Raw genomic sequence first — 24,305 nt, forward strand, 5'->3', positions numbered from 1 at the left:
GCGCTCAACAACGAGTACCCGCAGGTCGGTGGCACCTACGAGGTCGTGCACCACACCCAGCTGCTCAACCGCCTGGTGCGGAACAAGAAGCTGGTGCCGGTCGCGACGGTGTCGCAGAACATCACCTACCACGACCCCTGCTACCTGGGCAGGCACAACAAGATCTACAACGCCCCGCGTGAGCTGATGGAAGCCTCGGGTTCGACCCTGGTCGAAATGCCGCGCCACGGTGAGCGGTCGATGTGCTGTGGTGCCGGTGGCGCCCGGATGTGGATGGAAGAACAGCTCGGCAAACGCATCAACGTCGACCGTGTCGACGAAGCCTTGTCGACCAACCCGACCAAGATCGCGACCGGTTGCCCGTTCTGCCGGGTCATGCTCAACGACGGTGTCACCGCCCGGCAGGAACAGGGCCAGGGCGAAGGTGTCGAGGTCGTCGACGTCTCGCAGCTGATGCTGGACTCGATCACCCGCATCGACGCCGCCGAACTGTCGGCGAACCTGCTGGTGGTCCAGGAGCCGAAGGCCGAGCCGGAACCGGAGCCCGAATCGGAACCGGCCCCGGTCGCCGAGGTCGCGACCGAGGCCGCACCGAAGGCCGCCGCACCTGCCGGTGGTGGCCTGGGGATGAAGGGTGCCGCGAAGGCGCCCGGTGGTGGTCTGGGCATGAAGGGTGCCGCGAAGGCACCTGGTGGCGGACTCGGCATGAAGGGTGCTGCCAAGGCTCCGGGTGCGAAGGCGCCTGCTGCCGAAGCCGCGCCTGCCGCCGAGGCGGCTCCGGCCAAGGGTCTGGGTATGAAGGGTGGCGCGAAGGCACCCGGTGGCGGACTCGGGATGAAGGGCGGTGCGAAGGCTCCGGGTGCGAAGGCAGCCGAAGCGGCACCGGCCGCCGAGACCGCGGCTCCCGCGGCCCCGGTCAAGGGTCTGGGCATGAAGGGTGGTGCGAAGGCACCCGGCGGGAAGGTCCAGGCAGCGTCGGCCCCTGTGGAGACCTGTTGAGAATGCGGTGGATTCGCGAATACTGCTCGGACGAGAGCATCTGGCTGCTGTACGAAATCGATGGCGATGGCTACGTGAGCCGACAGGTCGAGCTCGGAAGCATGGACGGTGTACCTGCCACCGCCGCGGCACTTGTCGAGGTATTGCATGCACGTGATAGCGGAGGTATCACCGCAGTTCAGGCATACGAACGCAAGTACGGTGGCGTCGCCGAAGGCAATGCCGAGGAGTGGGACCTCGAGGGAGTCGCTCTCGAGGACATCACCTCGGCCGAATTCGAGAAGGTCTGGTCGGCCGCTCGCGACGCGATAGAACGCCAGGCCGGCAGCTGAACAGAGCTCGCGGGCAAGGCGAGCCCTCACCAGGCGCTCTGCGGACGAACGAGAGTGTGCCCCACGCCCTCACGTGGGGCACACCCTGAAACCGTTGCCGTGGACTACGAGGCGACCTTCGTACGGCGCTCGTCAGGCCCGGCCACGGTCAATGTGCACGCACCGTCCTCGCACGAGCGCTGCAGCCGACCCCTCGATATCGTCTGCATCAATCCGATCGCCCAGCAGGTCGGGCAGCCACGCAGCGCGATCAGCCCGACGGGCAGGAGCAGCAGGCCGGCCGGTCCGGTGAGCGGGATCAGGGCGACCGAGCCGATCAGGGCGGCGAAGCCCACTGTGCCGCGGGCCAGGTGTTTCGGTAGGGATGAGCTGGCGAAGTCGGGGCTGTCAGGTTTCGTTCCGGTCATCGTTTCCTCCAGGAACCAGGTCGGATGCGGATTGCAGTGTTTCTCGTACCGTCGCGCGTGCTCGGTGCAGGCGTGATTTCATCGCGGCGGTACTCAGTCCGAGGGCATCGGCGACCATCCGTCCGCTGTAGCCCTGGATGTCGCGCATGATCAGGACGCGGCGCTGATCGGCGGGCAGGGCGGCGACCGCGGCCGCCACCCGACCCGCTTCCAGGCGTTGCAGGACCTCGTCCTCGGCCGAGGCGGCAGCGGCGACGTCCGGCACCGGAGGGTGATCTCGCAGCCGCACCCGTGCTCGCCGCAGGCACTCGTTGCGGACGATGCGGAACATCCACGACGCCAGTGCGCCGGAGGCCCGCAGCATCCCGATCTTGCGGTACAGGATGATCAGCGCTTCCTGCGCCGCGTCCTCGGCGTCTTCCGGTGTGGCGCACAGGGATCGGGCGAAACGCTGGATATTCGGGTGCGCGCCCGACACCAGCGCGGCGATCGAATCCACGTCGCCGCCCTGTGCCGCGACGATCAGCTGGTGGTCGGGCCAGGTCGACTCAGCCACGCCCGGCTCGTTTGCGCCGCACGACGACCATGCACGTGCACAGCAGTACCAGGCCGACCACAACACCGATTCCGATGATCACAACAAACCTCCGTCTCCGGTCCCGACATTGTGCCGGGACACAGATAAGAGGCAGCGGCGGGCCGAAAGGATTCATGGCTCGTGCGAGCTCAACGACGGGCGGTGACGATCCAGGCCCGCGAATCGAAATACACTCCGGTGCCGCTCGTGTGCCCGGCGAGGGTCGCGAGCAGCCGCGCGCGAGTTCGCTCGGCCGCGTCGGCGTCGAGGGCGGCGAACATGTCCCGGAATCCCCGCAGGCGGAGCAGGTTGGCGAGGGCCGACTCGCTGTCCGCGCCGTAGTAGACCGGCTCGTGCACGTCGGTGAATTCGATGTCGGTGAACCCGGCCGCCGCCAGGACGGTTTCGGTGATGACCGGGTCGGCGAGGGCGAACGGGCCCGGGCCGTCGGCCGGTGCCGCGGCGCGGATCCGCACCAGCGCGGACGCCCACTCGTTGCGGTCGTGCTCCTGCCAGACCAGCAGCACGAGCCGCGCGCCCGGCCGGAGTGCCCGCCCGATATTGGTGAACGCGGCGACCGGGTCGGCGAAGAACATCGAACCGAACCGGCTGATGCAGAGATCGAAAGACGCGGGCGGGAACGGATGAACCTGCGCATCCGCCTGCTCGAAAGCGATGTTGGTCAGCTGCTCGTCGTCGCTGAGGCGACGGGCCCGTTCGAGCATCGGCGCCGAGACGTCGACACCGAGCGCGCTCCCGTCGACGGCAGCGCGGGCGGCCTCACGCGTGGTCAGGCCGGTGCCGCAACCGATGTCGAGCACCCGGTCACGGGCGCCGACGCGCGCGGCGGCACGCAAGAGTGCGTTGTGGGGGCGCAGTTCCGCGTCGTAGTCGAACAGGTCGGTCTCGGCCGCACTGTGCTCATCGGGCATCGCCGTCGCCGCGTCCTCTCGAGGTCCGAGGCTCCATCTCACCACGCCGCGCCGTCGGTATGTGGTGGCCGACCCGCAGGCCGGCCACCACACCGGTTCGCTACGGCGTCGAGTAGCCGATGAGGGCGCCGATGCCCGCACCGATCGGGATGGTGATCAGGGCGCCGACTCCACCGAGGAAGAAGCCGAGTACCGCGCCGATGCCCGCACCGATCAGGGCGCCGATGCCAGCGTTGTGCTGCTTGCGGGCGAGGGTGTCGCCGGCTTCGTCGACGAAGGCGGCCAAGTTGTCGGTGACCACGGCCGGTGCGGCGACGGGACGCAGGGTGACCGACTGCCCGTCGGCCGCGATACCTGCGGCGAGGTCGAAATTGCCCGCGCCGGTAACGATATGGGTCGGCACGGTGGCGACCACCCGGCCTGCCCGATCCGCGAGGGTCACCACGCCACCGGCGAGGCTGAAGGACCCGTCCGCGACGGACGCGGTGAGCCCGGAGCCGTCGGCGAGCGGGCTCGCCGTAAACGCCACTCCCCCTTCGACTCCCTGAACGATCGGAACGGCTGCCGCTGGTCCGGCGTGTGCGGTGGTGGCCGCGAGGCCGAGTGCTCCTGCCGCGAGGACGGCGACCGCGCCGAATCGCCTTGCGCTGGAACTCGTTCGAGACGAGAATGTCATCTTGCCCCTCCAGTCTGCCCGCCGTGATCGGCGGAACATACTCTGCTGGACCGGATCTCGATCCGCGAACATTTTCGCATCGTTAACGACCGAGGGGAACCCACCTGCGGTGATAACGGAAAAACACCACCAGATTTTCCGGTATTCAGGTGAGGTTTTTCTGGAAGCCGAACGGCCGGACGTGATATGGCGGGTGTCGTCAGAGGATCACCCGCGTGCCTCGCCAGGGTAGCTGACACGTAACCATCACCGCCGCCACCGCTGCCGGCTTGCGGAGTGCGAGCTATGTGCGCGCCGCGAATTCTGTTGGCAGTATGGGTAGTCCATCGAGTCTTACCGGAGGCGAATCACATGACCATCCTGGTAACGGGGGCCACCGCGAACATCGGCCGCAAGGTTGTCGACCACCTGCTCGCCGCGGGCCGCACCGATGTGCGCGCGCTGACGGCGAACTCACGCCGGGCGGCGCTGCCTGCCGATGTGGACGTGGTCGAGGGCTATCTGCGACGACCGGAGAGCCTGCCCGCGGCGTTCGACGGCGTGGAGCGGATGTATCTGGCGCCGACGCCGGACAATGTCACCGAGGTGCTGGCGCTGGCCCGCGCGGCAGGCGTCCGGCACGTGGTCGACCTGTCCGGCGAGCCAGAGAGCTGGTGGGGCACCGTCTGCACCGCGGTCGAGGACAGCGGCTTGGCCTGGACCCACCTCTGGCCTGCCGACTTCATGGAGAACACCCTGACCTGGTCGCACCAGATCCGCGAGACCGGCGTCATCCGCGAGCCCTACCCCGATGCCGCGACCGCCCCCATCGCCATGGACGACATCGCCGCCGTCGCCGCCACCGCCCTGCTCTCCGACACCCACCACCGCCGTGCCTACCCGCTGGCAGGCCCGGAGGTCCTCACCCGCACCGACCTGGTCCGTCACCTCGCCACCGCCCTCGGCCGCGACATCACCTTCCGCCGGTCCTCCCGCGAAGAAACCATCGCCGCCCTCACCCCCACCATGGGCGACAACACGACCTGGTACGTCGACAGCGTCCTGACCGACTACTCCCCCGACCCCGCCACCCTGCCCATCACCAGCGTCGGGGACATCACCGGCCGCCCGGCGACCACCTTCGCCCGCTGGGCAGCCGACAACGCCAGCCGGTTCCTCGCCGACTGACCGCCCGAGCGGACTGCCTCGCGGCGGCATGGCGAAATCGCGTTGCACGAGTACAGACCGGTCGATCACGATCGAAAGATGGACACCGAACAGCCGCCGGCGCTGGGACCGGGAATCGTGCCGCCCGATCGGGTGGTGGTCGGCGATCTCGTGATTCGCCGGTGGCAGACCGCGGATCTGGCAGCCAAGTTCGCGGCGGTCACCGCCTCGTACGAGCAGTTGCATCATTGGATGGACTGGGCGGCGGAACCACCGGTCTTCGACGAGATGCGGGCGGCGCACGAGACGGCGACGACGCACTGGCCAACACCGGACGGCGGCTTCAACTACGGCATCTTCGACCTTGACGGACAACTGCTCGGCGTGGTCGGACTCCACGACCGGGTCGGTCCGGCGACCTTGGAGATCGGCTACTGGTGCCATGTCGATCACGTCGGCCGCGGCGTGATCACCCGGGCTGCCGGGGCGCTGACCACGATCGCGCTGGCCCTCCCCGGCATCACCCGCATCGAAATCCATTGCGACGCCGCCAACATCCGCAGCGCCGCGGTCCCCCGCCGACTCGGCTACCGGCTCGAGCGCATCGCCCCGCGCCCGCGGAAGACTCCGGGTGATTCGGGCCACGGAATGTGCTGGGCCAAGAAGGACTGAGCCACTCCGGGCCGGTCAGCCCACGTCGCGGCGCAGCCAGGTGACTTCGGCGCCGACGCAATCGGTTCCCTGCCGGTAGGTCTCGAGATCCTCGTCCCACGGCGTCCCCAGCGCCCGGTCGATCTCGGCCGACAGGTCGAACGCTCCGTGACCGCCGAGTTCCGTGGCGGCTTGCAGGAGGGCACGTAATCGCATCTCGCCCAGCATCACATCGCCGTTGGCGCCGGTGGATCCGTGCCAGAGACCGAGCGCGGGGACGAAGCTGTAGCGTTCGCCGTCGACGCCTTCGCTGGGATCCTCGGTGACCTCGAAGCGCAGAACCGGCCAGGCGCGCAATGATTGGGCAATCCGCGATGCGGTGCCGACGGGGCCGATCCAATCGCTGCTGGCGCGCAGTTGTCCGTCGGCCGGTTGCGCGGTCCAGCGCAATTTCGCGGGGGATGAGAGCGCGGTGGACAGTGCCCATTCGACGTGCGGGCACAACGCGGCGGGCGATGAGTGGATGTAGACCACACCCGCCGTCGCATCAGCGAACTGACTCGATGCGCGCACTACCAACACCTCCAGCCTCGACAAGGAGCGTCTTCCCCAACGACCCGTCGCGGACTGGCGTGGCCCGAGTGTACTGAAGTGTTCGGTGTTGCGGGTGTTACTTCACAGCGTGTTGTGTGTCTCTGCGATCACGGAATCGCTGAATTTCGGCCACGCTGTTCGAGCCCAGTCGCCGAAATTCTCGTCGCTCAGCGCGATCGTCGCCACCCCTATTTCGGGGTCGACCCAGAGGAACGTGCCGGACTGCCCGAAGTGCCCGTAGGTGCGTCCGGAATTGGCCGAACCCGTCCAATGCGGGGATTTCCCGTCGCGGATTTCGAATCCCAATCCCCAGTCGTTGGGTCGCTGGGAACCGAATCCGGGCAGGATGCCGTCGCGGCCGGGGAATTGCACCGAGGTCGCGTCGTCGAGAGTTTGCCGAGATATCAATTCGGGTGTCAGCAACTCGGCGGCGAACCGGACGAGGTCGTCCACCGAGGCTTGGGCCGCGTGCCCGGCGGGGCCGTCGAGGACCGCGCCGCGCATGCCGAGCGGTTCGAACACCGCCTCGTGCAGATACCGCGGAAACGCGATGCCGGTGCTCACGGTGAGGAAGTCGGCCAGTAGTTCGAAGCCCGCGCTGGAATAGATGCGGCGGGCGCCGGGCGCGGCGATGACGTCGGGGGTGGCGAAGGCGACGCCGGAGGTGTGGGCGAGCAGATGGCGCACGGTCGACCCGGGCGGACCGGCTGGCTGGTCCAGTTCGACGGCGCCCTCCTCGATCGCGACCAGCGTGGCGTAGGCGACCAGCGGTTTGGTGACCGAGGCGAGCCGGAAGACCCGCTCGGTGTCGCCGGTGGTCGACGCACCGCCCGCGGTGACGACCGCGGCGGCGGCGTTGGCGACCGGCCAGTGCTGTACCTGCTCGAACGAACGCATATCGGCAGCGTACGAGACGCCGCTACGATCGAGTCACCATGAGTCCCGCTCCATCGATCCACGGCGACGTGGCGGCCGGTTTCGGCCCCGTCGCCGACGCCCTCCGCCGCAACTTCACCGACCACGGCGAGATCGGTGCCGCCGTCGCCGTCTACGCAGGTGAACAGCCCCTGGTCGACCTGTGGGCCGGGCATCGCGATCGTCGGCGCGAGGTGCCGTGGGAACGCGACACGATCGTGCCGGTGTTCTCCTCCTCGAAGGGCATGGCGGCGTTCACGATCGCCACGGCCGTCTCGCGTGGGCTGCTCGACTACGAGCAGCCGGTGGCGAAGTACTGGCCGGAGTTCGCCGCCAACGGCAAAGAACAGGTCACCGTCCGCCAGCTGATCGATCACCAGGCGGGGCTGTCCGGGCTGGACCGGATCGTGAAACTGCGCGAGCTGACCGACCGTGACACCCTCGGCGCGCTGCTGGCCGCGCAGAAACCGGCGTGGAAGCCCGGCACACGGCACGGCTATCACGCGCTCACCCTCGGTCTGTATCAGAGCGAACTCCTGCGCCGGGTCGATCCGGCGGGCCGCAGCCTCGGCCGGTTCTTCGCCGAGGAGATCGCCGCCCCGGTCGGCGCGGATCTGTTCATCGGGCTCCCCGAGTCCGAGCCGATGGAGCGGGTCGCCCAGCTGTCGGCGACGAAGGGCCTCGACATCCTGCGCTACGAACTCGCCGACATCCCGGTGCGCATCGGCGCCGAGGTCTACGCCAAGCGGGGGCTCTCCTATGCGGCGCTGACCAATCCGCGCCCCGGCGCGCCCGCCCGCGCCGCCCGCCGGGAGTTCCTGGAAATCGAGTGGCCCGGTATGAACGGCGTCGGCAATGCCCGCGCGCTGGCCCGTGTCTACGGTGCGGCGGCCGGTCGCACCGGTGCGCTGCCGATCGGCGACGGCGTGCTCGATCTGCTGGCCGCCGCCGATACCGCCGACGACGTGCCCGCCGGCGACCTGGTGCTGCACACCAAGAGCCGCTACCACCTCGGATTCCGCAAGTCGCGCGGTAGTTTCCGCTTCGGCTCGGACAAACGCGCCTATGGCACAACGGGATTGGGTGGATCGTTCGGCTTCGCCGATCCCACGACGGGCCTCGGCTTCGGCTACAGCATGAACCGTCTCGGCATGGCGATTCTCGACGATGTCCGCAGCCGCAACCTGCGCGACGCCGTCCTGCGGTGCGTCGGCTGAAATCCCGCGCAATCCGGCCGACGGGGGGCGGGCGGCGTCACGAACGAGCGGACAGCGCCGCAGCGCGCATCGGCGGGCAGACCCACCGATGCGCGCTGTCGGCTCGTAGCTCGATCAGTGTCCGGCGACGCCGCTGATCTCGTTCGGTGCCGACGCCAATGTGACGGTGGCGGTGACCTTTCCGTCGGCCAGGTCCACCCGGTGCACCTGCTTGGTCGCCGGGTCCGACACGTAGGCGACCCCGCCGCGCACGAACAGCGCAGGCCGCGCGTTCTGCCAGTCGAGCGGTTCCTGCCAGGTCCCGATCACCGGGATGGTCCGGGTGACCGCGCCCACGACCGGGTCGATGACGTGGATCTTGCCGTCGGTGCCGAGTACCAGGGCCTCACCGGCCGGGCCGCGACCCAGCGAGCGGAAGGTGTAGCTGGTGCCGATGTCGACCAGGCGCAGGGTGCCGTCGGTGGTGTTCACCAGCGAGATCCGCTGCGGCCGTTCGAGTTCGGCGTCCTTGTCGACCTTGTAGTCGCCGAGCACGATCGGCGAGGTCTCGCTGCCGGACATGTTGCCGATCCGGCCGTAGGGGTCCGGGCTGGCGACCTTGGTGAACTTCCCGTCGCGGTAGACGAGCGCGCCGGTCTGGCAGCCGATCACCACCGCTTCGCCCTGGGCGGTCGCTTCGCCGTGCACGCCGGGGCAGTCCTCGTTCCGGCTGAGCTCCTTGCGGTTTCCGTCGAGCGCGACGGCGCCGACGCGCTTGTCCGCGGTGCCGAGGGTGAGTACCAGCTGCTCGTCGCTCAGTTCGATGGCGACACCGTGGTGCGGCGCGGCCGCCTGGTAGACCTCGGTCTTCGGCGTACCGTGCGCGAGCTGTGCCGAGTCGAAGATGGTGACCTCGCCGGATCCGTCGGCGAACAGCACGGTCTTGCCCGCGTGCCGCACCACGTGCCCCGGCTTGACGGCGGGGAATTCGGTGCCGGTGAATTCCTTGGCGTAGGCGTCGAAGACGCGGAACCCGTCCTTGGTCGACACCATGAGGTGATCGTCGTCGCCTGCCGGGTTGAGCCGGTTGAATCCGTCGAGCTTCACCTCGCCCTGCTGGGCCAGCGTGGCGCCGTCGAGGACGTAGATGCCGCCGTCGTAGGTGAGGACGACCGGCTCCGCGCCCGGGGTGTGCGCGTGGTCGTGCGCGGCATCGTCTGTGCCACAACCACTCAGCGCGACCACCGAGGCGAGGACCCCGGACATGGCCACCATCGTGGTGATCCGTGACCGACTGTGCATGTGCTGCTCCATTTCTCCTGCGTGAACTACGTTGCCGGCCCGGACAAGCCACGGGCGATGGCCTCGGTGTTGGCGCGCGCCATCTCCAGATAGGTGGCCGCACCGCCACCGGCCGCGGTGAGCGATTCGGTGTGCAGGCCGATCACCTGCACCTGCACACCGGCGTGCTCGGCCAGGACGCGCGAAAGCCGGTCGGGCTGTGCGGAATCGGCGAAGATCACACCGACGCCCGCTGCCCGGATCGCGCCGGCGAGCTCGTCGAGATCGGAAGCGCTGGGTGAGGCCAGGGTGGTGCCGCTGGGAATCACCGCACCGATGACGCGGAAGCCGAATCGCTGTGCGAGATAACCGAACACGTGATGGTCGGTGACCAGTTGCCTGCGGTCTGGCGGTATCGCCGCGAACCGGTCGGTCATCCACCGGTCCAGTTGGTCGATCTCGGCGAGGTAGCGATCGGTGTTCGCGCGGACTTCCCCGGCATCGATGCCGTCGACCTGCGCGAGGACTTCCGCGCTGATCGCCTCGACCGCCTTGCGAACCCGCTGCGGATCGGTCCAGAAGTGCGGGTCCGGCTTCCCCGCTGACTCGTCGGAGGTGTACGCGATCGGGTCGACCCGTTCGGCCACAGCCAGCGTCGGCACCCCGGCGGCGGCCGCCGCCTGCACATGCCGGGCCACGCCCTCTTCGAGACCGAGCCCGTTGTGCACGACCAGCGCCGACCGTTCGATATCGGCCGCCTGCCGCGCCGAGATCGCGAACGAATGCGGATCGGCCCCGGCCTGCATGAGCACGGTCACGGGCACGGTATCCCCGACGACCGCCCTGGTCAGGTCACCGAGGATATTGGTCGTCACGACAATCCCGGACCGATCGCTACCCGTCGAGCAGGCGCCGATCAGCGGCACCATCATCGCCACGACAACAGCCAAGACCATCGCGACAGGCAACCGGCTCCGCCGCACCGAATGACCGCTGGAGGGAGCCGAACTGAAGTTCATCGCGTTCACAGCCCCGTCTCCACCATCAGCGAAGGCGCGATATCCAGCGGGAACGTACGCGCCACCCGGAGGTTGTCGTTGTAGGCGATCTCGTGGATGGTGCGCGCACGAATGTCGTTGACGTAGGCGCGATCCGGGTCTACGTGGATCGAGGCATGATCGTCGACCGGGCCAGGGGGCAAGGCGAGATGCGCTGTCTCCGCGCCGGTGACCGGATCGATTCCGTGCAGGACGCCGTCACGGGTGAGCACGAGCAGCGACGATCCTTCGCCCGCCGTGTTCACCGCCACTGCGTCGGCGATCGGAGTCAGCGTCCAGGTCTTCTTCCTGATGTCGAGGGTCCACACTCCCTGTCGGCCCGCGAGGGCGGTCAGCGTGGTGCTGCCGGGCCGATGGGTAAAGGCGGTCGCGCGGTCGGCGGGCGGTGCGGGATACGGGATCTTCTCGGTGACGAACCCGTCGTCCCGCTGTGCCACGACGATCGCGCCGTCCGCGCATCCGAAGACGACGCCGCGCCGGGTCACCGCCTGCCCCTGCGGCTTCGGGCACGTCGCGGACTGCACATCCCCCGCCGCACCGTCGCGTCCGCGCACCTCCACGCGTCCCGCATTGTCGGCGACGATCAGCCGCTCGGCGTAGGGCACCGCGATGCCGTCGATCCGCCGCGGCTCCGCAGCCACCCCTTCGCCCAGCGCCGCACGATCGAACACCATGGTCTCGCTGACATCCGAAACAACCGTTACGACAACGGGATCGCTGTGCGCCGAGACCACCGCGCCACTCGGCCCCGGCCCACCACTCGACCCTCCCGCGCCGGACAGACCCCCCACCGAGATATCGCCCGATCCGACCCCGCGAATCGGCGCGCTGTAATAGTGCCGATGGTCGCCGTGGTCGACCGTCCACGCACCGCTGTCCACGATCGAGAGACGCCCACCCGAACTCACGAACCCGAACCGGCCGTCGCCAACGAGCCGCATCGCGCCAAGGGCCGACGCACCCTCTGCTGAAGGTGGTTGCGAGGAACCGGCTTTCACAGTTCCCGCATCGATCGAAGTCACCTTCTCGGTCAAGAGGTCGACGACCCGCACATCCCCCGTGCCCGCATCGGCCACGATCAACCGGCTCTGCGCCTCCGCCATCTCCTCGGCACCGGCGACGAACCCGTGCGGCGCTTCCTCCACCACCGGGGTCTCCCCCGACCCACACCCGACCAGCGGCAGCGCCGCGAGCGCAGCCACCGAGGCCGCACCCATCCGGCGCGCACCGAACCGGTCCCGCAGCGCGGCGACAATCGCCGACAGGAAGAACGAGCCGACAGCCACGGCCGCGATCGTCGCGCCCGCCGCGGTGTGCGCGTGCCATGAAATGAGCAGCCCCACCGCCGTGGAGACCCCACCGATCAGCGCCGCGACCACCATCACCACCGGAATCCGATCCGACCAGTACATGGCCGCGGCGGGCGGCGCGATGAGCAGCCCGAACACCAGCAGCGTCCCGACGACATGGAACGACGCCACGATCGCGAGCGTCACCAGCCCGATCAGCGCCACCTGCGCCGCCTTGGGACGCAAGCCGAGGGTGTGCGCCTTGCGCGCATTGAAGGTCGACGCCACGAACGCGCGATGACCAAGCACCGCGATAACCAGCGCGATCACCAGCGCCACAACGAGATACAGCAGATCACGCGACCGCACGGCCAGCACATCACCGAACAGGAACCCGGTCAGATCGACAGCGAACGACTGCGATCGCGACACGATGATCACCCCGGCGGCGAGCATGCCGACGAACAGCAGCCCGATCGCGGTGTCGGGCGCGAACCGCTTGCTGCGCCCCAGCATCGAGACACCGAAAGCCATGGCAGCGCAGCTGATCGCGGCCCCGAGTATCAGGTTCCCGCCGAGCAGGGCCGCCACCGCGACACCTGGCAGCATCCCGTGCGACATCGCGTCACCGAGAAAAGCCATGCCGCGCACCACAACCCAGGTCCCCGCCAGCGCGCAGACACACGACACGAGCAGCCCACCCCACAGCGCCCGTTGCACGAATGCCACCTCGAACGGGGCGAACAGCCAATCCATAGCGCGGAACCATATACTGAAAACGATTATCGTTTCAATTGAGGTGAGATGCAGCACACAGATGACACAGCGATCAAGATCGAGCACGTGACGGCGGGTTACGGCTCCACGCCGGTGCTGTCCGGGATGTCGGCGACGATTCCGCGCGGACAGATCACCGCGATCGTCGGACCCAACGGATCAGGGAAATCGACCCTGCTCGGCGTACTCGCCGGGACCGTGCCCACCCAGTCGGGCACGGTGCATCGAGGCACAACGCGACGGCCCGCATTCGTGGTGCAGCACACCGCGATTCCACCGACATTGCCGATCACCGTCGGCGAGACCGTGGCGATGGGTCGCTGGGCCCATCGCGGACCGTGGCGGCGCCTCACCCGCGCGGACCGCGCCATCGCCAGCGCCTGCCTGGAACGGATGGATCTCACCGCACTGGCCGCACGGCGCCTGGACACCCTCTCGGGTGGACAACGCCAGCGCGCACTGCTCGCCCAAGCGCTGGCGCAACAGTCCGATCTGCTGCTGCTGGACGAACCGGCGACGGGCCTGGACGCGGCCTCTCAGACGGCGATCTCGGCGGTGCTGGCCGAGGTCAGCGCCGCGGGGGTCACCGTCGTGCAGGCCACCCACGACCTGGCCGAGGCCGACAAGGCAGATCACTGCCTGCTACTCGGGGAGGGCCGTCTGATCGCCGCGGGGCAGCCGGGCGAGGTGGTGGTCCGGTCGTAGAATCGACAGCGCCCGCTCCACCCGCGCGTCCCGCAGCAGGAGGAAATCATGGCCGCGACACCGACCTCGGTCGACGATTATCTGGCCGGCCTGCCGGAGGCGGAGCGCGCCGTCCTGCAGCAGATCCGGGAGACGATTCACCGGGTAGTGCCGGGAGCGGGCGAGAAGATCAGTTACGCCATCCCGGCCGCCACCCTCGACGGCCGGGCGTTCATATCCTTCGCCGGATGGAAGGTCCATGTGAGCGTGTACCCCATCCCCGAGGGAGACGAGGAGTTCGAACGTGCCATCGAGCCCTACACAGCGGGCCGTGGCACCCTGAAATTCCCACTCGGGGAACCGATTCCGTACGATCTGATCGCGCAGGTCGCGGTCCGGCTCGCCGAGCGGGAACGGCAGCGGTGACTTACCAGTCGGCTTCGGTGAAGCGGATGATGCCGCGAATGTTCTTGCCGTCCAGCATGTCCTGGTAGCCCTGGTTGATCTCCTCCAGCGAGTAACTGCGGGTGACCATGTCGTCGAGGTTGAGCTGACCCGACTTGTACAGCGACAGCAGGCGCGGCGCGTCCTGACGGGCGTTGCCGCCGCCGAAGATGCAGCCCTTCACCGTCTTCTGCAGCATGGACAGCAAGAAGCTGTTCATCTTCACATCGCCGGCGTCCATGCGGCCCATCGAGGTGACGACCAGCGTGCCCGCCTTGGCGGTGAGAATCAGGCCCTCTTCGATGTAGTCGCCGTGCATCTCACCCATGGTGAGGATGACCTTCTCGGCCATCCGGCCCTCGGTGGCGTCGATCATCGGCATGATCGCGGCGGCCATGCTCTCGTAGGTGTGGGTGGCGCCGAACTTCTGCGCCTGCTCGCGCTTCCACGGATTCGGGTCGATGGCAATGACTTTCGATGCACCGGAGAGCACGGCGCCCTGCAGCGCGCTCATGCCGACGCCGCCGATGCCCGCGATCACCACGGTCTCGCCCGGCTGCACCTCGGCCACGTGGGTCGAGGAGCCGAAGCCGGTCGGCACGCCACAACCGACGAGGCACGCGACCTCGAACGGGATGGTCGGGTCGATCTTCACGACCGAGGTGTGGTGCACCGTCATGTACGGGGCGAAGGTGCCGAGCAGGCACATCGGGATGACGTTCTCGCCGCGCGCCTGGATGCGGTAGGTGCCGTCCGAGATCGCCTGGCCCATCAGCAGACCCGCGCCCAGATCGCACAGCGCCATGTTGCCCGCGACGCACGCGGGACAGCGGCCACAGGCCGGGATGAACGACAGGATGACGTGGTCACCCACGGCCAGGTCGGCCGGGCAGTTCGGGCCGAGCTTGGTGATGACACCCGCGCCCTCGTGCCCACCCATCACGGGGTAGCCCGGCATCGGCGTCGCGCCGGTGACGATGTGATGGTCGGAGTGGCACATGCCCGCCGTTTCCATCCGGATCTGCACTTCACCGGCGACGGGATCGCCGACCTCGATCTCCTCCACCGACCACTGCTGATCGGTGCCCCACAGGATCGCGCCCTTCGTCTTCATGTCCGGTAGACCTCTCGCCAAGCTTGTGCCTCGTTGTGATTGCACTCACCCTAACGAAGAATCGGCCAGTTCTGAAACACGTTCTAGAAATATTGCCGAGAATTATCTATCCGCGCACGTCATGGACGTGATGGACGAGGTCGTGGAGGAAGTAGCGGGACAGCGAGGTGACCGTGAACAGCGATCCGTCGCTGCGCGCGCCTCGCAACTCGAGCCGATCGGCGGGGACGGCGGCGAAGGCCGAGGCGGTCTTCTCGGCGGCCACCGCGAGCTCGCTCGCGACCCGCGCCGGGTCCTGTTCGCCGTAGCGGTCGGCGACGGCGGTCGCGTCCTGATCCCAGTTCTCGAACCGCGGCGGCTCGACACCGTCGCCGGCCAGTATCAGGGCAAGGCGGGTGTCGAAGATCCGGCACACGTCGCGTACGTGGGCGCCGTACTCGAGTACCGACCAGGTCGTGTCGTCGGGACGGACCCGGGCATCGGCGCGCTCCAGCGCAGCGCCGAGCCGGGCGGCACTGTCGAGCGTGCGCTCGGGAACCGCCGCGTAGGGTGTGTGCTCGGCGTCGTATCCGCAGTCGGGGCAGGCGCGTTCGAGGACCCAGGTCCAGTTCTTGGTGTCGGGAACGATCATGCCGTCAGCCTAGGATGTCCGAATCTTTCGATCCATCGATATTCTGCCAATCATCGGCGAGATCCGGGCATCACGCGATCAGCTGACGTGCCTTCTCGAACAGTTCCATGGTCACCGCGTGCAGGAAGTCGCCCACCGGCTTGGGCGCCTTGCCCGCGAACGCGCGCGCATAGGTGCCCTCCAGGACGATGCCCAGCTTGAAGCAGGCCAGCACCTCGTACCAGGTGACGTTGCTCAGGTCGCGGTCGGAGAACTTGCCGTAGTGCTCGATCATCTCCGCCGGCGTCGGCAAACCGCCGACCGTCCCGAGGGTGCCCATCAGGCCCGCGCCGACGGTGCCGGGAACCGGGCGGGTCGCCAGCTGCCAGCCGAGGTCGAGCAGCGGGTCGCCGATGGTGGACATCTCCCAGTCGACCATCGCCGCAACCTGCGGGCTGTCGTACTCGAACATCATGTTGGCCAGGTGACAGTCACCGTGCATGATGCCCGGTGTCCAGGTGGTCGGCCGGTTGCGTTCGAGCCAGTCGCCGACCTGGTCGACACCGGGAATCCGCGGGCCGGGGTAGCCCTCGTTGGCGGAGTAGGAGTCGAGTTCACGCAGCCAGCGCGGCACCTGGCGTTCCAGGAAACCCTCGGGCTTGCCGTAGTCGGCCAGGCCGAGCGCCTGGTAGTCGAGCGAGCCGAGGCGGGCGATGGCCTCGACCGCGGACAGGCCCATCTGCCGCCGGATCTCCGGGTCGCCCGCGTGCAGGTCGGGCAGTTCGGTCTGCGGGTTGAAGCCGTGGATCGGCTCCATCAGGTAGAACACCGCGCCGATCACGGCGTCGTCGTCGCAGGCGGCGATGACCCGGGGTGAGCGCACCTCGGTGCCGTCGAGCGCGCCGAGTAGTCGTGATTCGCGCCGGATCACGTCGTTGCTTCTGGCGCGCAGATGTTTGGGTCCGCGTCGCAACACGTATTCGCGATCGCCGCGGGTGAAGCGCAGCATGATGTTCTGCGTGCCACCGCCGATCGGGGTCACTGCACCGAACGCGCCGCCGGGCAGGCCACGTTCGTCCATCCAGCGCCCGATCGCCGCGAAATCCGCGATGGTCGGGTCGACATCGACCGGTTGCGAAACAGACATGGCGATCATTGTGCCCGAGGCGGGACTCCGGTGGGACCGACGTAGGATTTCTGCCAGTATGCGCACGCTGTTGATCGACAACTACGACTCGTTCACCTACAACCTCTATCAGCTGATCAGTGAGGTCAACGGGAACGAGCCGACCGTCGTGCGCAATGACGAGGCAGGCGAGCTCGAACTGGGCCGCTTCGACAATGTGGTGATCTCGCCCGGACCCGGCCGGCCCGATCGCGCCCGCGACATGGGGGTGTCGACGGCGGTGATCGCGGAGTCGACGCTGCCGCTGCTCGGCGTGTGCCTCGGCCACCAGGGGATCGTGGTCGGCGCGGGCGGCACGGTGGGCCGCGCACCGGAGGCCAGGCACGGCTACCTCGATCGCGTCGCGCACGACGATCGCGACCTGTTCGCCGGGCTGCCGCAGGATTTCACCGTCGTCCGGTATCACTCGCTGGCCGCCGAGGAACCGCTGCCCGAGGTGCTGGAGGTGACCGCGTCGACGAGCGACGGCGTGGTCATGGGCGTGCGCCACCGCGAGCGGCCGCAGTGGGGTGTGCAGTTCCACCCCGAATCGGTGTCGAGCGAATTCGGCGCTGCGCTGCTGCGCAATTTCGCCGATCTCACCAAGGCGCGCACCCACAATGGTGCGCCGATCCTCGTGCGCGGACCACGCGACCTGTCGCCGCAGCCGACGCCAGAACGTCGATTCGTGTTGCGGCACAGTGTGATCGAGCGCGCCATCGATACCGAGGCGATCTTCCTGCGCCGCTGCGCCGGCTCACCGACCGCGTTCTGGCTCGACAGCGAACACGTCGAACCCGGCCTCGACCGGTTCTCCTTCCTCGGTGACGCGAGCGGACCGCACGCCGAAATCGTCGGCTATCGGGTCGGCGAGGGCACCGTCACGGTGACGGACGCCGAGGGCAGCAGGTCGGTCCCCGGCACCGTCCTGGACTATCTCGACCGCGAACTCCGGCGCAGGCACTGCGAAACCCCGCCCCTGCCTTTCGATTTCGCCGGCGGCTATGTGGGCTATCTCGGCTACGAGGTGAAGGCCGACTGCGGCGCGAGCGCGGCGCACCGCTCCCCCACCCCGGACGCCGGGTGGATCTTCGCCGATCGGCTGATCGTCGTCGATCACGAAGCAGGCCGGACACACCTGCTCGCGCTGGCCGAGGACGATATCGAGCGGGCGGATCGCTGGCTCGCCGAGACGGATGCGGCACTGTCCGATCTGCCCACCTGGGTCAATCCCGCCGATCTGCCTGTCCCGGCCGATCCGGATGCCGTCCAGGCGCATCTGGTCCGCGGCCGCGATCGCTATCTGGCCGATATCGCGGTCTGCCAGGAGCGGCTGCACGCGGGCGAGTCCTATGAGATCTGTCTGACCGATGCGGCCGCGGTCGCCGCCGCCCCCGACGACGGGCTCGCGCTGTATCGACGGCTGCGCCGCTGCAACCCGGCGCCGTATGCCGCCTACCTGCGTTTCCCCGGCCTCGATGTGGCCTGTTCCTCGCCGGAGCGGTTCCTCAAGATCGACCGGGATCGGGTGGTGGAGAGCAAGCCGATCAAGGGCACGGCGCCGCGCGGCCGGACCGTCGCCGAGGACGAGCACCTGCGCCTGTCGCTGGCCGACGACCCGAAGACCCGCGCCGAGAACCTGATGATCGTCGACCTGTTGCGCAACGATCTGGGCCGGGTCTGCGAGGTCGGCTCGGTGCACGTGCCGGAGCTGATGGCCACCGAAACCTATTCCACCCTGCACCAGCTGGTGTCGACGGTGCGCGGGACGCTGCGCCCCGACGCCGGGGTGATCGCCTGCCTGCGGGCCTGCTTCCCCGGCGGCTCGATGACCGGCGCGCCGAAACTGCGCACCATGGAGATCCTCGACGAGCTGGAAACCCAAGCGCGCGGGATCTATTCGGGCACGATCGGCTTCCTCGGCATGGGCGGCACCGCCGACCTCAATATCGTCATCCGGACGGCGGTCCGCTACGACGACGAGTGGCGGATCGGCGCGGGCGGCGCGATCGTCCTCGACTCCGACGCCGAGGACGAGTACGCGGAGATGGTGCTGAAAGCGGCTGCGACCTTCCGCGCGCTGACGCCGGGCGACTGAGCGCCGGAAGATTGGCCGCCTGCGCTCGCGGTCAGCCGGTCAGCGCCGTGGCCGTGAGCGCTTCTTCGTCTGGGGTTCGGGGGCGGGTTCCTCGCCTGTGCGCCCGGTGATCCGGCCGAGCAGCCCGACACCAGGCAGCTTCGCCAGCGCCCCGAAGAGGTCCTCGCCCAGCGAGATCATCGCTTCGAGCCGGGGCAACAGCCGGTCATAGGTCGCGAAGACCGGATCGGCCAGCGCCAGGGTCCGGTCGAGCCGGTCGATGGTGCTGTTGAGCCGGTCCACCGCGATCGACAGGTTCTCCACCAGATCCGGCAACTGCGCGGCCAGCTGCGCCGAAGCCGGTGGCAACCGCACCGCGGCGTCGAAGGCGTACCCCGCGGTCTGCTGAGCGGCATCGATAGCCTGCCCCGCCGCCGTCTGCGCCGCACCGACCGCCGCCTGCGCGGCCGACAACAGGTCAGCCCCCGGCACCTTGCGCCCCTGCGGCTCCGGCACAGGCTCCGCAGCGCGTCCCCGTTTCTTCGGGTTCGTCATGACTCCACTGTGCCGCACCGATGCGAGAGACGCAGGGATGCGCACTCCGTGTCAGCGAACTTCCCTGATTCGTTCAGGCGACGGCCACCTCGCATCGTCGCCGTCGGCGCGGCAATCGCGATACCACGCCACACAGCTCAGCGTGATTCCGGCGACGGTGACTGCCGCCGCGACCAGGTACACCGCGCGCAGGCCGCTGCTGTCGATGACCCGACCGCCCAACCAGCCCGCGAACGCCGCAGCGAGCTGGTAGGCCGATGCGTTCACCGCCATCGCCAGCGTCGGTGCCGCCGCCGCGGTGCTCAGCACCCGTGCCTGCGTCCCGGGGATCACCGAAAAGCCCAGTGCGCCGAGGACGAACACCAGCACAGCGATGAGCACTGGGCTGGTGCTGACCAGCCACATGAGGGCAAGCGTGCCCGTCAGCAGAGTGAGCAACCCGATCTGCGAGGGCATCGGCGCACGGTCCGACAAGCGACCACCGATGAGATTTCCGACGGTCGCGCCGACACCGTAGACCAGCAGCCACCCGGCGACCGAGCCGCTGCTGAAGCCACCGACACCGGTCAGCAGCGGCGAAAAATAGGTGAACACCATCAGCACTCCGGCATTGGCGACGGCGGTGATCGCGATCGCCAATTGCACATCGCGACTGCGGAATACACGCAACTCCGCCACCGACGACGCACCTGCATTCGCCACCGCGGGCACCAGTCGCACCACGAGCAGCAGCCCGAGCGCACAGACCGCGGCGACCGCCGCGAAGGTGGCACGCCAACCGTACTGGGAACCGATGAAGGTGCCCAGTGGCGCACCCAGAATCATCGCCACATTCATTCCGAAGACCAGCTTCGACACCGTCGACGCCTGTTTGTCGTCCGGCGCCGTCGACACCGCGGTGACGATCGCGTTCGCGAAGAATGTCGATGTCACCAGCGCGGTGACGACCCGGGCCGCGAACAGCACCGCATACGCCGGCGCGAGCGCCGATGCGATATTTCCCAGCACGGCGATCACCAGCAGCGTCACCATCAACGGCTTTCGGGGAAACCGCGTGGTGACAACGGTCAGTGTCGGCCCACCGACAATCATTCCGATGGCATATGCGGTGACCAGCAGCCCCGCGGCCGGGATGGAGACATCCAGGTCGGTGGCGACATCGGGCAGGATGCCCGCGATGACGAATTCGCCTGTGGTGATTCCGAATACGCACAATACAAGTGATGCAAGACTCGACCGCATGATTCTCTTCTCTGTCCGAATCAACAGCCTGCCTGCCGAAGTCACGAACCAGCAATGGCGCAACGATTGGAATCGGCGTAATTTGATAATGTGTCGATTATCGATCGAGCCGAGCTCCACCCGACCAGCATCGATGATCCGACCGCTCACCAGCTGCGTCTCCTGCTGACCCTTGCCGAGGAACTTCACTTCGGTCGCACCGCACGCCGGCTGTACCTGACCCAGCCGGCCCTCAGCCAGCAGATCCGATCCCTCGAGGAACGCCTCGGCATTGCGCTGTTCGACCGATCCAGCCGCCGGGTCGAACTGACCGCCGCGGGACGCGCGGTGCTGCCCGCCGCCCGGAGCGTGGTGGACGCGGCCGACGAGCTGCGCAACATCGCACGCCGCATGGCCGCTGGATCCGAACGGCTTCGACTCGGGGTGTGTGAGAGCTTCGCCGCGCTGCAGTCCACCCGCAGCGTCATCGCCGCGCTTACCGAACTCCACCCCGGTCTCGGTCCTGACGTTCGGGTGCTGGATCGATTCAGCGACCAGCTCGTAGCCTTGCGGTCGGGCGAGATCGACGCGGCCTTCACCCATTTCCCGGTGCCGGACGACCTGCACTGTGGACCGCTCACTGTCGAACCACGGCTGGCGTGCATCGCGAGCTCCGACCCGTTGGCAGGCCGCTCGTCGCTACGCCTGACCGATCTTTCCGGCCATCGGGTGATCAGCCTGGTGTCACCGACATTCCGGGCAGGCCATGACTTCTGGTCGGTGAATCCGCGGCCGGACGGCTCCGAGGTTCGCCATGCCCCGCACCAGGGCTCGAGCTTCGAGTCGATGCTGTCCACCGTTTCGCTCGGCGCGGCGGTCGCCTTCGTTCCGGCAGTCGCGGCCGAGCTCTACCCGCGACCCGACCTGCGCTACCTCGCCGTCGAAGACCTCACCGAATGCACGTTCGGCATCGCCTGGCACCCGGGTAACCCGGTTCCGGCGAAGCTGGCCACCCTGCACAGCGTCGTCGACGGTTATCGGCGCCGGGCCTGCGCCCAGGCGAACACGCACCGATAAACCCTGTCGGTGGGGCATGACATCATGCGAGCACCATGGAACTACGTAAGGGCGCGCACGCGCCGGTGCCGACATCGCTTCTCGCCGTGGTTCTTTCATGGCGGTCGGCGCATGCCGTCGATGCGCATGCGCTGCTGGTCACCGAGTCGGGGCTGGTGCGCGGCGATCGGGATTTCGTGTTCTTCAACGCGCCGCGACATGCCTCGCAGGCGGTGACGCTGGATCAGGAGCCGGCGCCGGGGACGGCGCGGTTGAGTGTGTCGCTGCCGCGGACCGAGGCGGAGGTGGCGCGCATTGTCGTCAGCGCGTCGCTCGACGAGGGCACTTTCGATCAGCTCACCGATCTCACGTTGACCGTGCACGCCGCGGACGGGCCGGTCGCCCAGTTCGTGCTGGACGGTATCGAAGATGTGCAGGCGATGATGTTCGGCGAGTTCTACCGGCGCGACGGGCAGTGGCGGTTCCGGGCGATCGGTCAGGGGTGGTCCGGTGGGCTGGCCGGGCTGGCCACCGAATTCGGCGTCACCGTGAACGAGCCCGCCGCCGGACAGCCCGGCGCCGAGCGATCGGGAACACCCGCGCGGCCATCTTCGGCACGGCAGGTGTCCTCACGCACCGCCGATCGCGCGGAGTTCGCCCGCGCACCACATGGCGACACAACGTCGACTGCGGCCGAGTTCTCCGACCACAACACCCCCGCCGATCCCGGCACCCACGCGCATACCGGACGCTCACCCGCACGCCCGCCTGCCCTCACCCGGCGCGTCATCGATGTCCCGCCGCCACCACCGCCGAATCCGGAACTGGCCGACTGGCATCCCGACCCGCAGGTCCCCGGGCAATTGCGCTGGTGGGACGGCGACGAGTGGACGACGAGCACCCGCCCGCACATCCAGGATCACCGTGTCCGCTGCCCCCGCTGCGGTAACCCGTTGCGCCGCAAGATCTTCGGCGGCCACGGCCAATGCCGGTCGTGCGCGGGTGAGGTGGAGGAATTCCTCACCCACTGGCGCAACCGGGCCCGGCGGGTACTCACCGGACCAGGCACCCTGTCCGAGGACTGGCTCGAGGTGTGGGCTGCCTTGCGCTACCAGCGCATCGACGAAGAGCACGGACGCGCGGTGCTGCGCGAGGCCGGACTGACCCAGGTGGAGCGGATGGTCGCGTTCGCCTTCGCCGACGGCGAGGTGCTGGCCGACGAACTGGACGCCTTCGAGCACGTGGTGAGCGAACTGACCCTGTCCGGCCCGATCGTGGAGGACCTGCGCCGCCGGATGCACCGCGGCCGCACCCTGTCCCGGCTACGCGCAGGCGAACTGCCCACCATCGACACCCCGGGCCTGCACCTCGATCCCGAGGAGCGGGTGCACCTCGACCTGCCGGCCGTGCACATCAGGATGCTCGCGCGCGGCCCGCGCAACACCGAGGGCCGGTTGATCGGCAGCTCCAAGAAGCTGCGTTTCGTCGGCGACGGTACCGGCATCGAACTGCCGTGGAACCGTGTGGTTTCCGTGCACCCGGAGCATGGCACCGTGGTGCTGGCAGCGACCTCGGCGCGCGGCGGCGCCACCTTCGGGGTCACCGATCCCGACTATGTGGCCGCCGCGCTGGAAGGTGCCCTGCGCGTGGCGAAACGCCTGGTCCTGACGCCGGGCCAGCGCGACAGCCGCAGCATCCCGCAGGACGTGAAAGCCCAGGTGTGGCAGCGTGACGGTGGCTGCTGCGTCGAGTGCGGTGACGGCCACTACCTGGAGTTCGATCACATCATCCCGCTCAGCCGCGGTGGCGCGACGAGTGCGGCGAACCTGCAGATCCTGTGCCGGGCATGCAACCGCGCCAAGGGCGCCCGGATCTAGCCGACCCGGCCCGCCCGCGACAGCAGGTAGGAGCGCAGGACCAGCCGGAGTTCGTCGACGAGCGCCGGGCGCTGCGCGGGGTCCGCGTCGACGATCAGCGGCATCATGCCCCGGACGAGCTGGATGGCCACGATGGTGGCGCGCTGGCGATCTTCGGGCGCGAGTTCCGGGAACGCTACGCCGAGCAGAGCCTCGAAACGCGCGTGCAGAGCTCCGTGTGCCGGTGCGATGGCCGCGCGCAGGGATTCCGGCATGTCGGTGCGCGCGAAGAGCGCTTTGAAACCGGGGTGGGCGACGTTGAACTCGACCAGGGTGTCGAGCACCCCGTCCAGCAGAGCGTCGATGTCGAGGCCGGCGGATTCGTCGGGGACTCCGGCGCCGAGTGATTCGAGTTGTCCCCGGTAGAACTCGGCCAGCGCGGCGGCGATCTCGTCCTTGTTCCGGAAGTACTGGTACAGGGAGCCGGGCGAGATGCCCGCGGCGGCGGCGACCGCGTTCGTGGTGGTTCCCTCGTATCCGCGCTCGGCGAACACGGCAGCGGCCGCGCGCAGGATTTCTTCGATCCGGCGACGTCCGCGTTCCTGACGGCGCACCTCGGACATGTTCCTCCTCTTGAAAATACGAGCAATCACTCGTACTCTCTTTTGCGAGCGCTCACTCGCATTTTTCGCA

25 protein-coding genes are annotated in these 24,305 nt (G+C 68.4%); 10 read left to right on the top strand and 15 right to left on the bottom strand.

Features of this window, described 5'->3' with window-relative positions:
• On the top strand, positions 1–999 hold a 999-nt coding region (locus ACWF82_RS19700), incomplete at its 5' end, for a (Fe-S)-binding protein (RefSeq protein ID WP_452503055.1).
• Between the two features lie 2 nt (positions 1,000–1,001).
• Positions 1,002–1,331: a hypothetical protein gene (locus ACWF82_RS19705; RefSeq protein WP_452503057.1), complete on the top strand. Its 330-nt coding sequence runs from the start codon at positions 1,002–1,004 to the stop codon at positions 1,329–1,331.
• A 104-nt stretch (positions 1,332–1,435) separates the two neighbouring features.
• Here ACWF82_RS19705 and ACWF82_RS19710 read toward each other — a convergent pair whose 3' ends face one another.
• From ACWF82_RS19710 to ACWF82_RS19725, 4 genes are all read right to left on the bottom strand, one after another.
• Complete coding sequence (locus ACWF82_RS19710) at positions 1,436–1,738, bottom strand: hypothetical protein (RefSeq protein WP_452503059.1); 303 nt, start codon at positions 1,736–1,738, stop codon at positions 1,436–1,438.
• Positions 1,719–2,294: an RNA polymerase sigma factor gene (locus ACWF82_RS19715; protein ID WP_452503061.1), complete on the bottom strand. Its 576-nt coding sequence runs from the start codon at positions 2,292–2,294 to the stop codon at positions 1,719–1,721. The genes ACWF82_RS19710 and ACWF82_RS19715 overlap by 20 nt, the downstream gene beginning before the upstream one ends.
• 170 nt (positions 2,295–2,464) lie before the next feature.
• The gene (locus ACWF82_RS19720) at positions 2,465–3,247 is read right to left on the bottom strand and encodes a class I SAM-dependent methyltransferase (RefSeq protein ID WP_452503064.1); all 783 of its coding nucleotides are present in this window, start codon (positions 3,245–3,247) and stop codon (positions 2,465–2,467) included.
• A 100-nt stretch (positions 3,248–3,347) separates the two neighbouring features.
• A complete protein-coding gene (locus ACWF82_RS19725; protein ID WP_452503065.1) occupies positions 3,348–3,923 on the bottom strand; it encodes a hypothetical protein in 576 nt (191 codons plus the stop codon).
• A gap of 351 nt (positions 3,924–4,274) precedes the next feature.
• Here ACWF82_RS19725 and ACWF82_RS19730 point away from each other — a divergent pair, with 351 nt between their 5' ends.
• Both ACWF82_RS19730 and ACWF82_RS19735 read left to right on the top strand, forming a co-directional pair.
• On the top strand, positions 4,275–5,090 hold the full coding sequence (locus ACWF82_RS19730; RefSeq protein WP_452503067.1) for an NAD(P)H-binding protein: 816 nt from the start codon (positions 4,275–4,277) through the stop codon (positions 5,088–5,090).
• A 78-nt stretch (positions 5,091–5,168) separates the two neighbouring features.
• Complete coding sequence (locus tag ACWF82_RS19735; RefSeq protein ID WP_452503069.1) at positions 5,169–5,741, top strand: GNAT family N-acetyltransferase; 573 nt, start codon at positions 5,169–5,171, stop codon at positions 5,739–5,741.
• 15 nt (positions 5,742–5,756) lie between these two features.
• Here the strand turns inward: ACWF82_RS19735 and ACWF82_RS19740 are convergent, their stop codons facing one another.
• On the bottom strand, positions 5,757–6,293 hold the full coding sequence (locus tag ACWF82_RS19740) for a DUF3145 domain-containing protein (protein ID WP_452503070.1): 537 nt from the start codon (positions 6,291–6,293) through the stop codon (positions 5,757–5,759).
• Between the two features lie 102 nt (positions 6,294–6,395).
• Positions 6,396–7,211: a serine hydrolase domain-containing protein gene (locus ACWF82_RS19745; RefSeq protein ID WP_452503072.1), complete on the bottom strand. Its 816-nt coding sequence runs from the start codon at positions 7,209–7,211 to the stop codon at positions 6,396–6,398.
• 38 nt (positions 7,212–7,249) lie between these two features.
• Between ACWF82_RS19745 and ACWF82_RS19750 the strand changes: the two genes are divergently transcribed.
• Complete coding sequence (locus tag ACWF82_RS19750; protein ID WP_452503074.1) at positions 7,250–8,446, top strand: serine hydrolase domain-containing protein; 1,197 nt, start codon at positions 7,250–7,252, stop codon at positions 8,444–8,446.
• A gap of 114 nt (positions 8,447–8,560) precedes the next feature.
• Here the strand turns inward: ACWF82_RS19750 and aztD are convergent, their stop codons facing one another.
• From aztD to aztB, 3 genes are all read right to left on the bottom strand, one after another.
• Positions 8,561–9,727 (bottom strand): zinc metallochaperone AztD, encoded by a 1,167-nt coding sequence (aztD, locus tag ACWF82_RS19755; RefSeq protein ID WP_452503076.1) that lies wholly within the window; start codon positions 9,725–9,727, stop codon positions 8,561–8,563.
• A 26-nt stretch (positions 9,728–9,753) separates the two neighbouring features.
• The gene (aztC, locus tag ACWF82_RS19760) at positions 9,754–10,662 is read right to left on the bottom strand and encodes a zinc ABC transporter substrate-binding protein AztC (RefSeq protein WP_452503078.1); all 909 of its coding nucleotides are present in this window, start codon (positions 10,660–10,662) and stop codon (positions 9,754–9,756) included.
• Positions 10,663–10,730: 68 nt separating this feature from the next.
• On the bottom strand, positions 10,731–12,896 hold the full coding sequence (aztB, locus tag ACWF82_RS19765; RefSeq protein WP_452503080.1) for a zinc ABC transporter permease AztB: 2,166 nt from the start codon (positions 12,894–12,896) through the stop codon (positions 10,731–10,733).
• Between aztB and aztA the strand changes: the two genes are divergently transcribed.
• A complete protein-coding gene (gene aztA, locus ACWF82_RS19770; protein WP_452503082.1) occupies positions 12,858–13,535 on the top strand; it encodes a zinc ABC transporter ATP-binding protein AztA in 678 nt (225 codons plus the stop codon). The genes aztB and aztA overlap by 39 nt on opposite strands.
• A 48-nt stretch (positions 13,536–13,583) precedes the next feature.
• Positions 13,584–13,940 (top strand): iron chaperone, encoded by a 357-nt coding sequence (locus tag ACWF82_RS19775; protein ID WP_452503084.1) that lies wholly within the window; start codon positions 13,584–13,586, stop codon positions 13,938–13,940.
• Between the two features lies 1 nt (position 13,941).
• Here the strand turns inward: ACWF82_RS19775 and ACWF82_RS19780 are convergent, their stop codons facing one another.
• From ACWF82_RS19780 to ACWF82_RS19790, 3 genes are all read right to left on the bottom strand, one after another.
• A complete protein-coding gene (locus tag ACWF82_RS19780; RefSeq protein ID WP_452503086.1) occupies positions 13,942–15,072 on the bottom strand; it encodes an NDMA-dependent alcohol dehydrogenase in 1,131 nt (376 codons plus the stop codon).
• A 106-nt stretch (positions 15,073–15,178) separates the two neighbouring features.
• The gene (locus tag ACWF82_RS19785; RefSeq protein ID WP_452503087.1) at positions 15,179–15,703 is read right to left on the bottom strand and encodes a DinB family protein; all 525 of its coding nucleotides are present in this window, start codon (positions 15,701–15,703) and stop codon (positions 15,179–15,181) included.
• A gap of 70 nt (positions 15,704–15,773) precedes the next feature.
• Entirely contained in the window at positions 15,774–16,838 is a 1,065-nt protein-coding gene (locus ACWF82_RS19790) for a phosphotransferase family protein (protein WP_452503089.1), read from the bottom strand.
• A 49-nt stretch (positions 16,839–16,887) separates the two neighbouring features.
• Here ACWF82_RS19790 and pabB point away from each other — a divergent pair, with 49 nt between their 5' ends.
• On the top strand, positions 16,888–18,945 hold the full coding sequence (gene pabB / locus ACWF82_RS19795; protein WP_452503091.1) for an aminodeoxychorismate synthase component I: 2,058 nt from the start codon (positions 16,888–16,890) through the stop codon (positions 18,943–18,945).
• Positions 18,946–18,984: 39 nt separating this feature from the next.
• On the opposite strand, the gene ACWF82_RS19800 is transcribed toward pabB, so the two are convergent.
• Positions 18,985–19,479 (bottom strand): hypothetical protein, encoded by a 495-nt coding sequence (locus ACWF82_RS19800; RefSeq protein WP_452503093.1) that lies wholly within the window; start codon positions 19,477–19,479, stop codon positions 18,985–18,987.
• A 51-nt stretch (positions 19,480–19,530) separates the two neighbouring features.
• On the bottom strand, positions 19,531–20,721 hold the full coding sequence (locus tag ACWF82_RS19805; protein ID WP_452503094.1) for an MFS transporter: 1,191 nt from the start codon (positions 20,719–20,721) through the stop codon (positions 19,531–19,533).
• Positions 20,722–20,811: 90 nt separating this feature from the next.
• On the opposite strand from ACWF82_RS19805, the gene ACWF82_RS19810 reads away from it, so the two are divergent.
• Both ACWF82_RS19810 and ACWF82_RS19815 read left to right on the top strand, forming a co-directional pair.
• Positions 20,812–21,777 (top strand): LysR family transcriptional regulator, encoded by a 966-nt coding sequence (locus ACWF82_RS19810; protein WP_452503096.1) that lies wholly within the window; start codon positions 20,812–20,814, stop codon positions 21,775–21,777.
• Positions 21,778–21,812: 35 nt separating this feature from the next.
• Positions 21,813–23,633, top strand: coding sequence for a TerD family protein (locus ACWF82_RS19815; protein ID WP_452503098.1), 1,821 nt, complete (start codon positions 21,813–21,815; stop codon positions 23,631–23,633).
• Here the strand turns inward: ACWF82_RS19815 and ACWF82_RS19820 are convergent.
• Positions 23,630–24,235 carry a TetR/AcrR family transcriptional regulator gene (locus tag ACWF82_RS19820; RefSeq protein ID WP_452503100.1) on the bottom strand — a complete coding sequence of 202 codons (606 nt, stop codon included), beginning with the start codon at positions 24,233–24,235 and terminating at the stop codon, positions 23,630–23,632. The genes ACWF82_RS19815 and ACWF82_RS19820 overlap by 4 nt on opposite strands.
• Positions 24,236–24,305 lie beyond the last annotated feature (70 nt).

The sequence above is a fragment of the Nocardia sp. NPDC055053 genome (assembly GCF_053608285.1).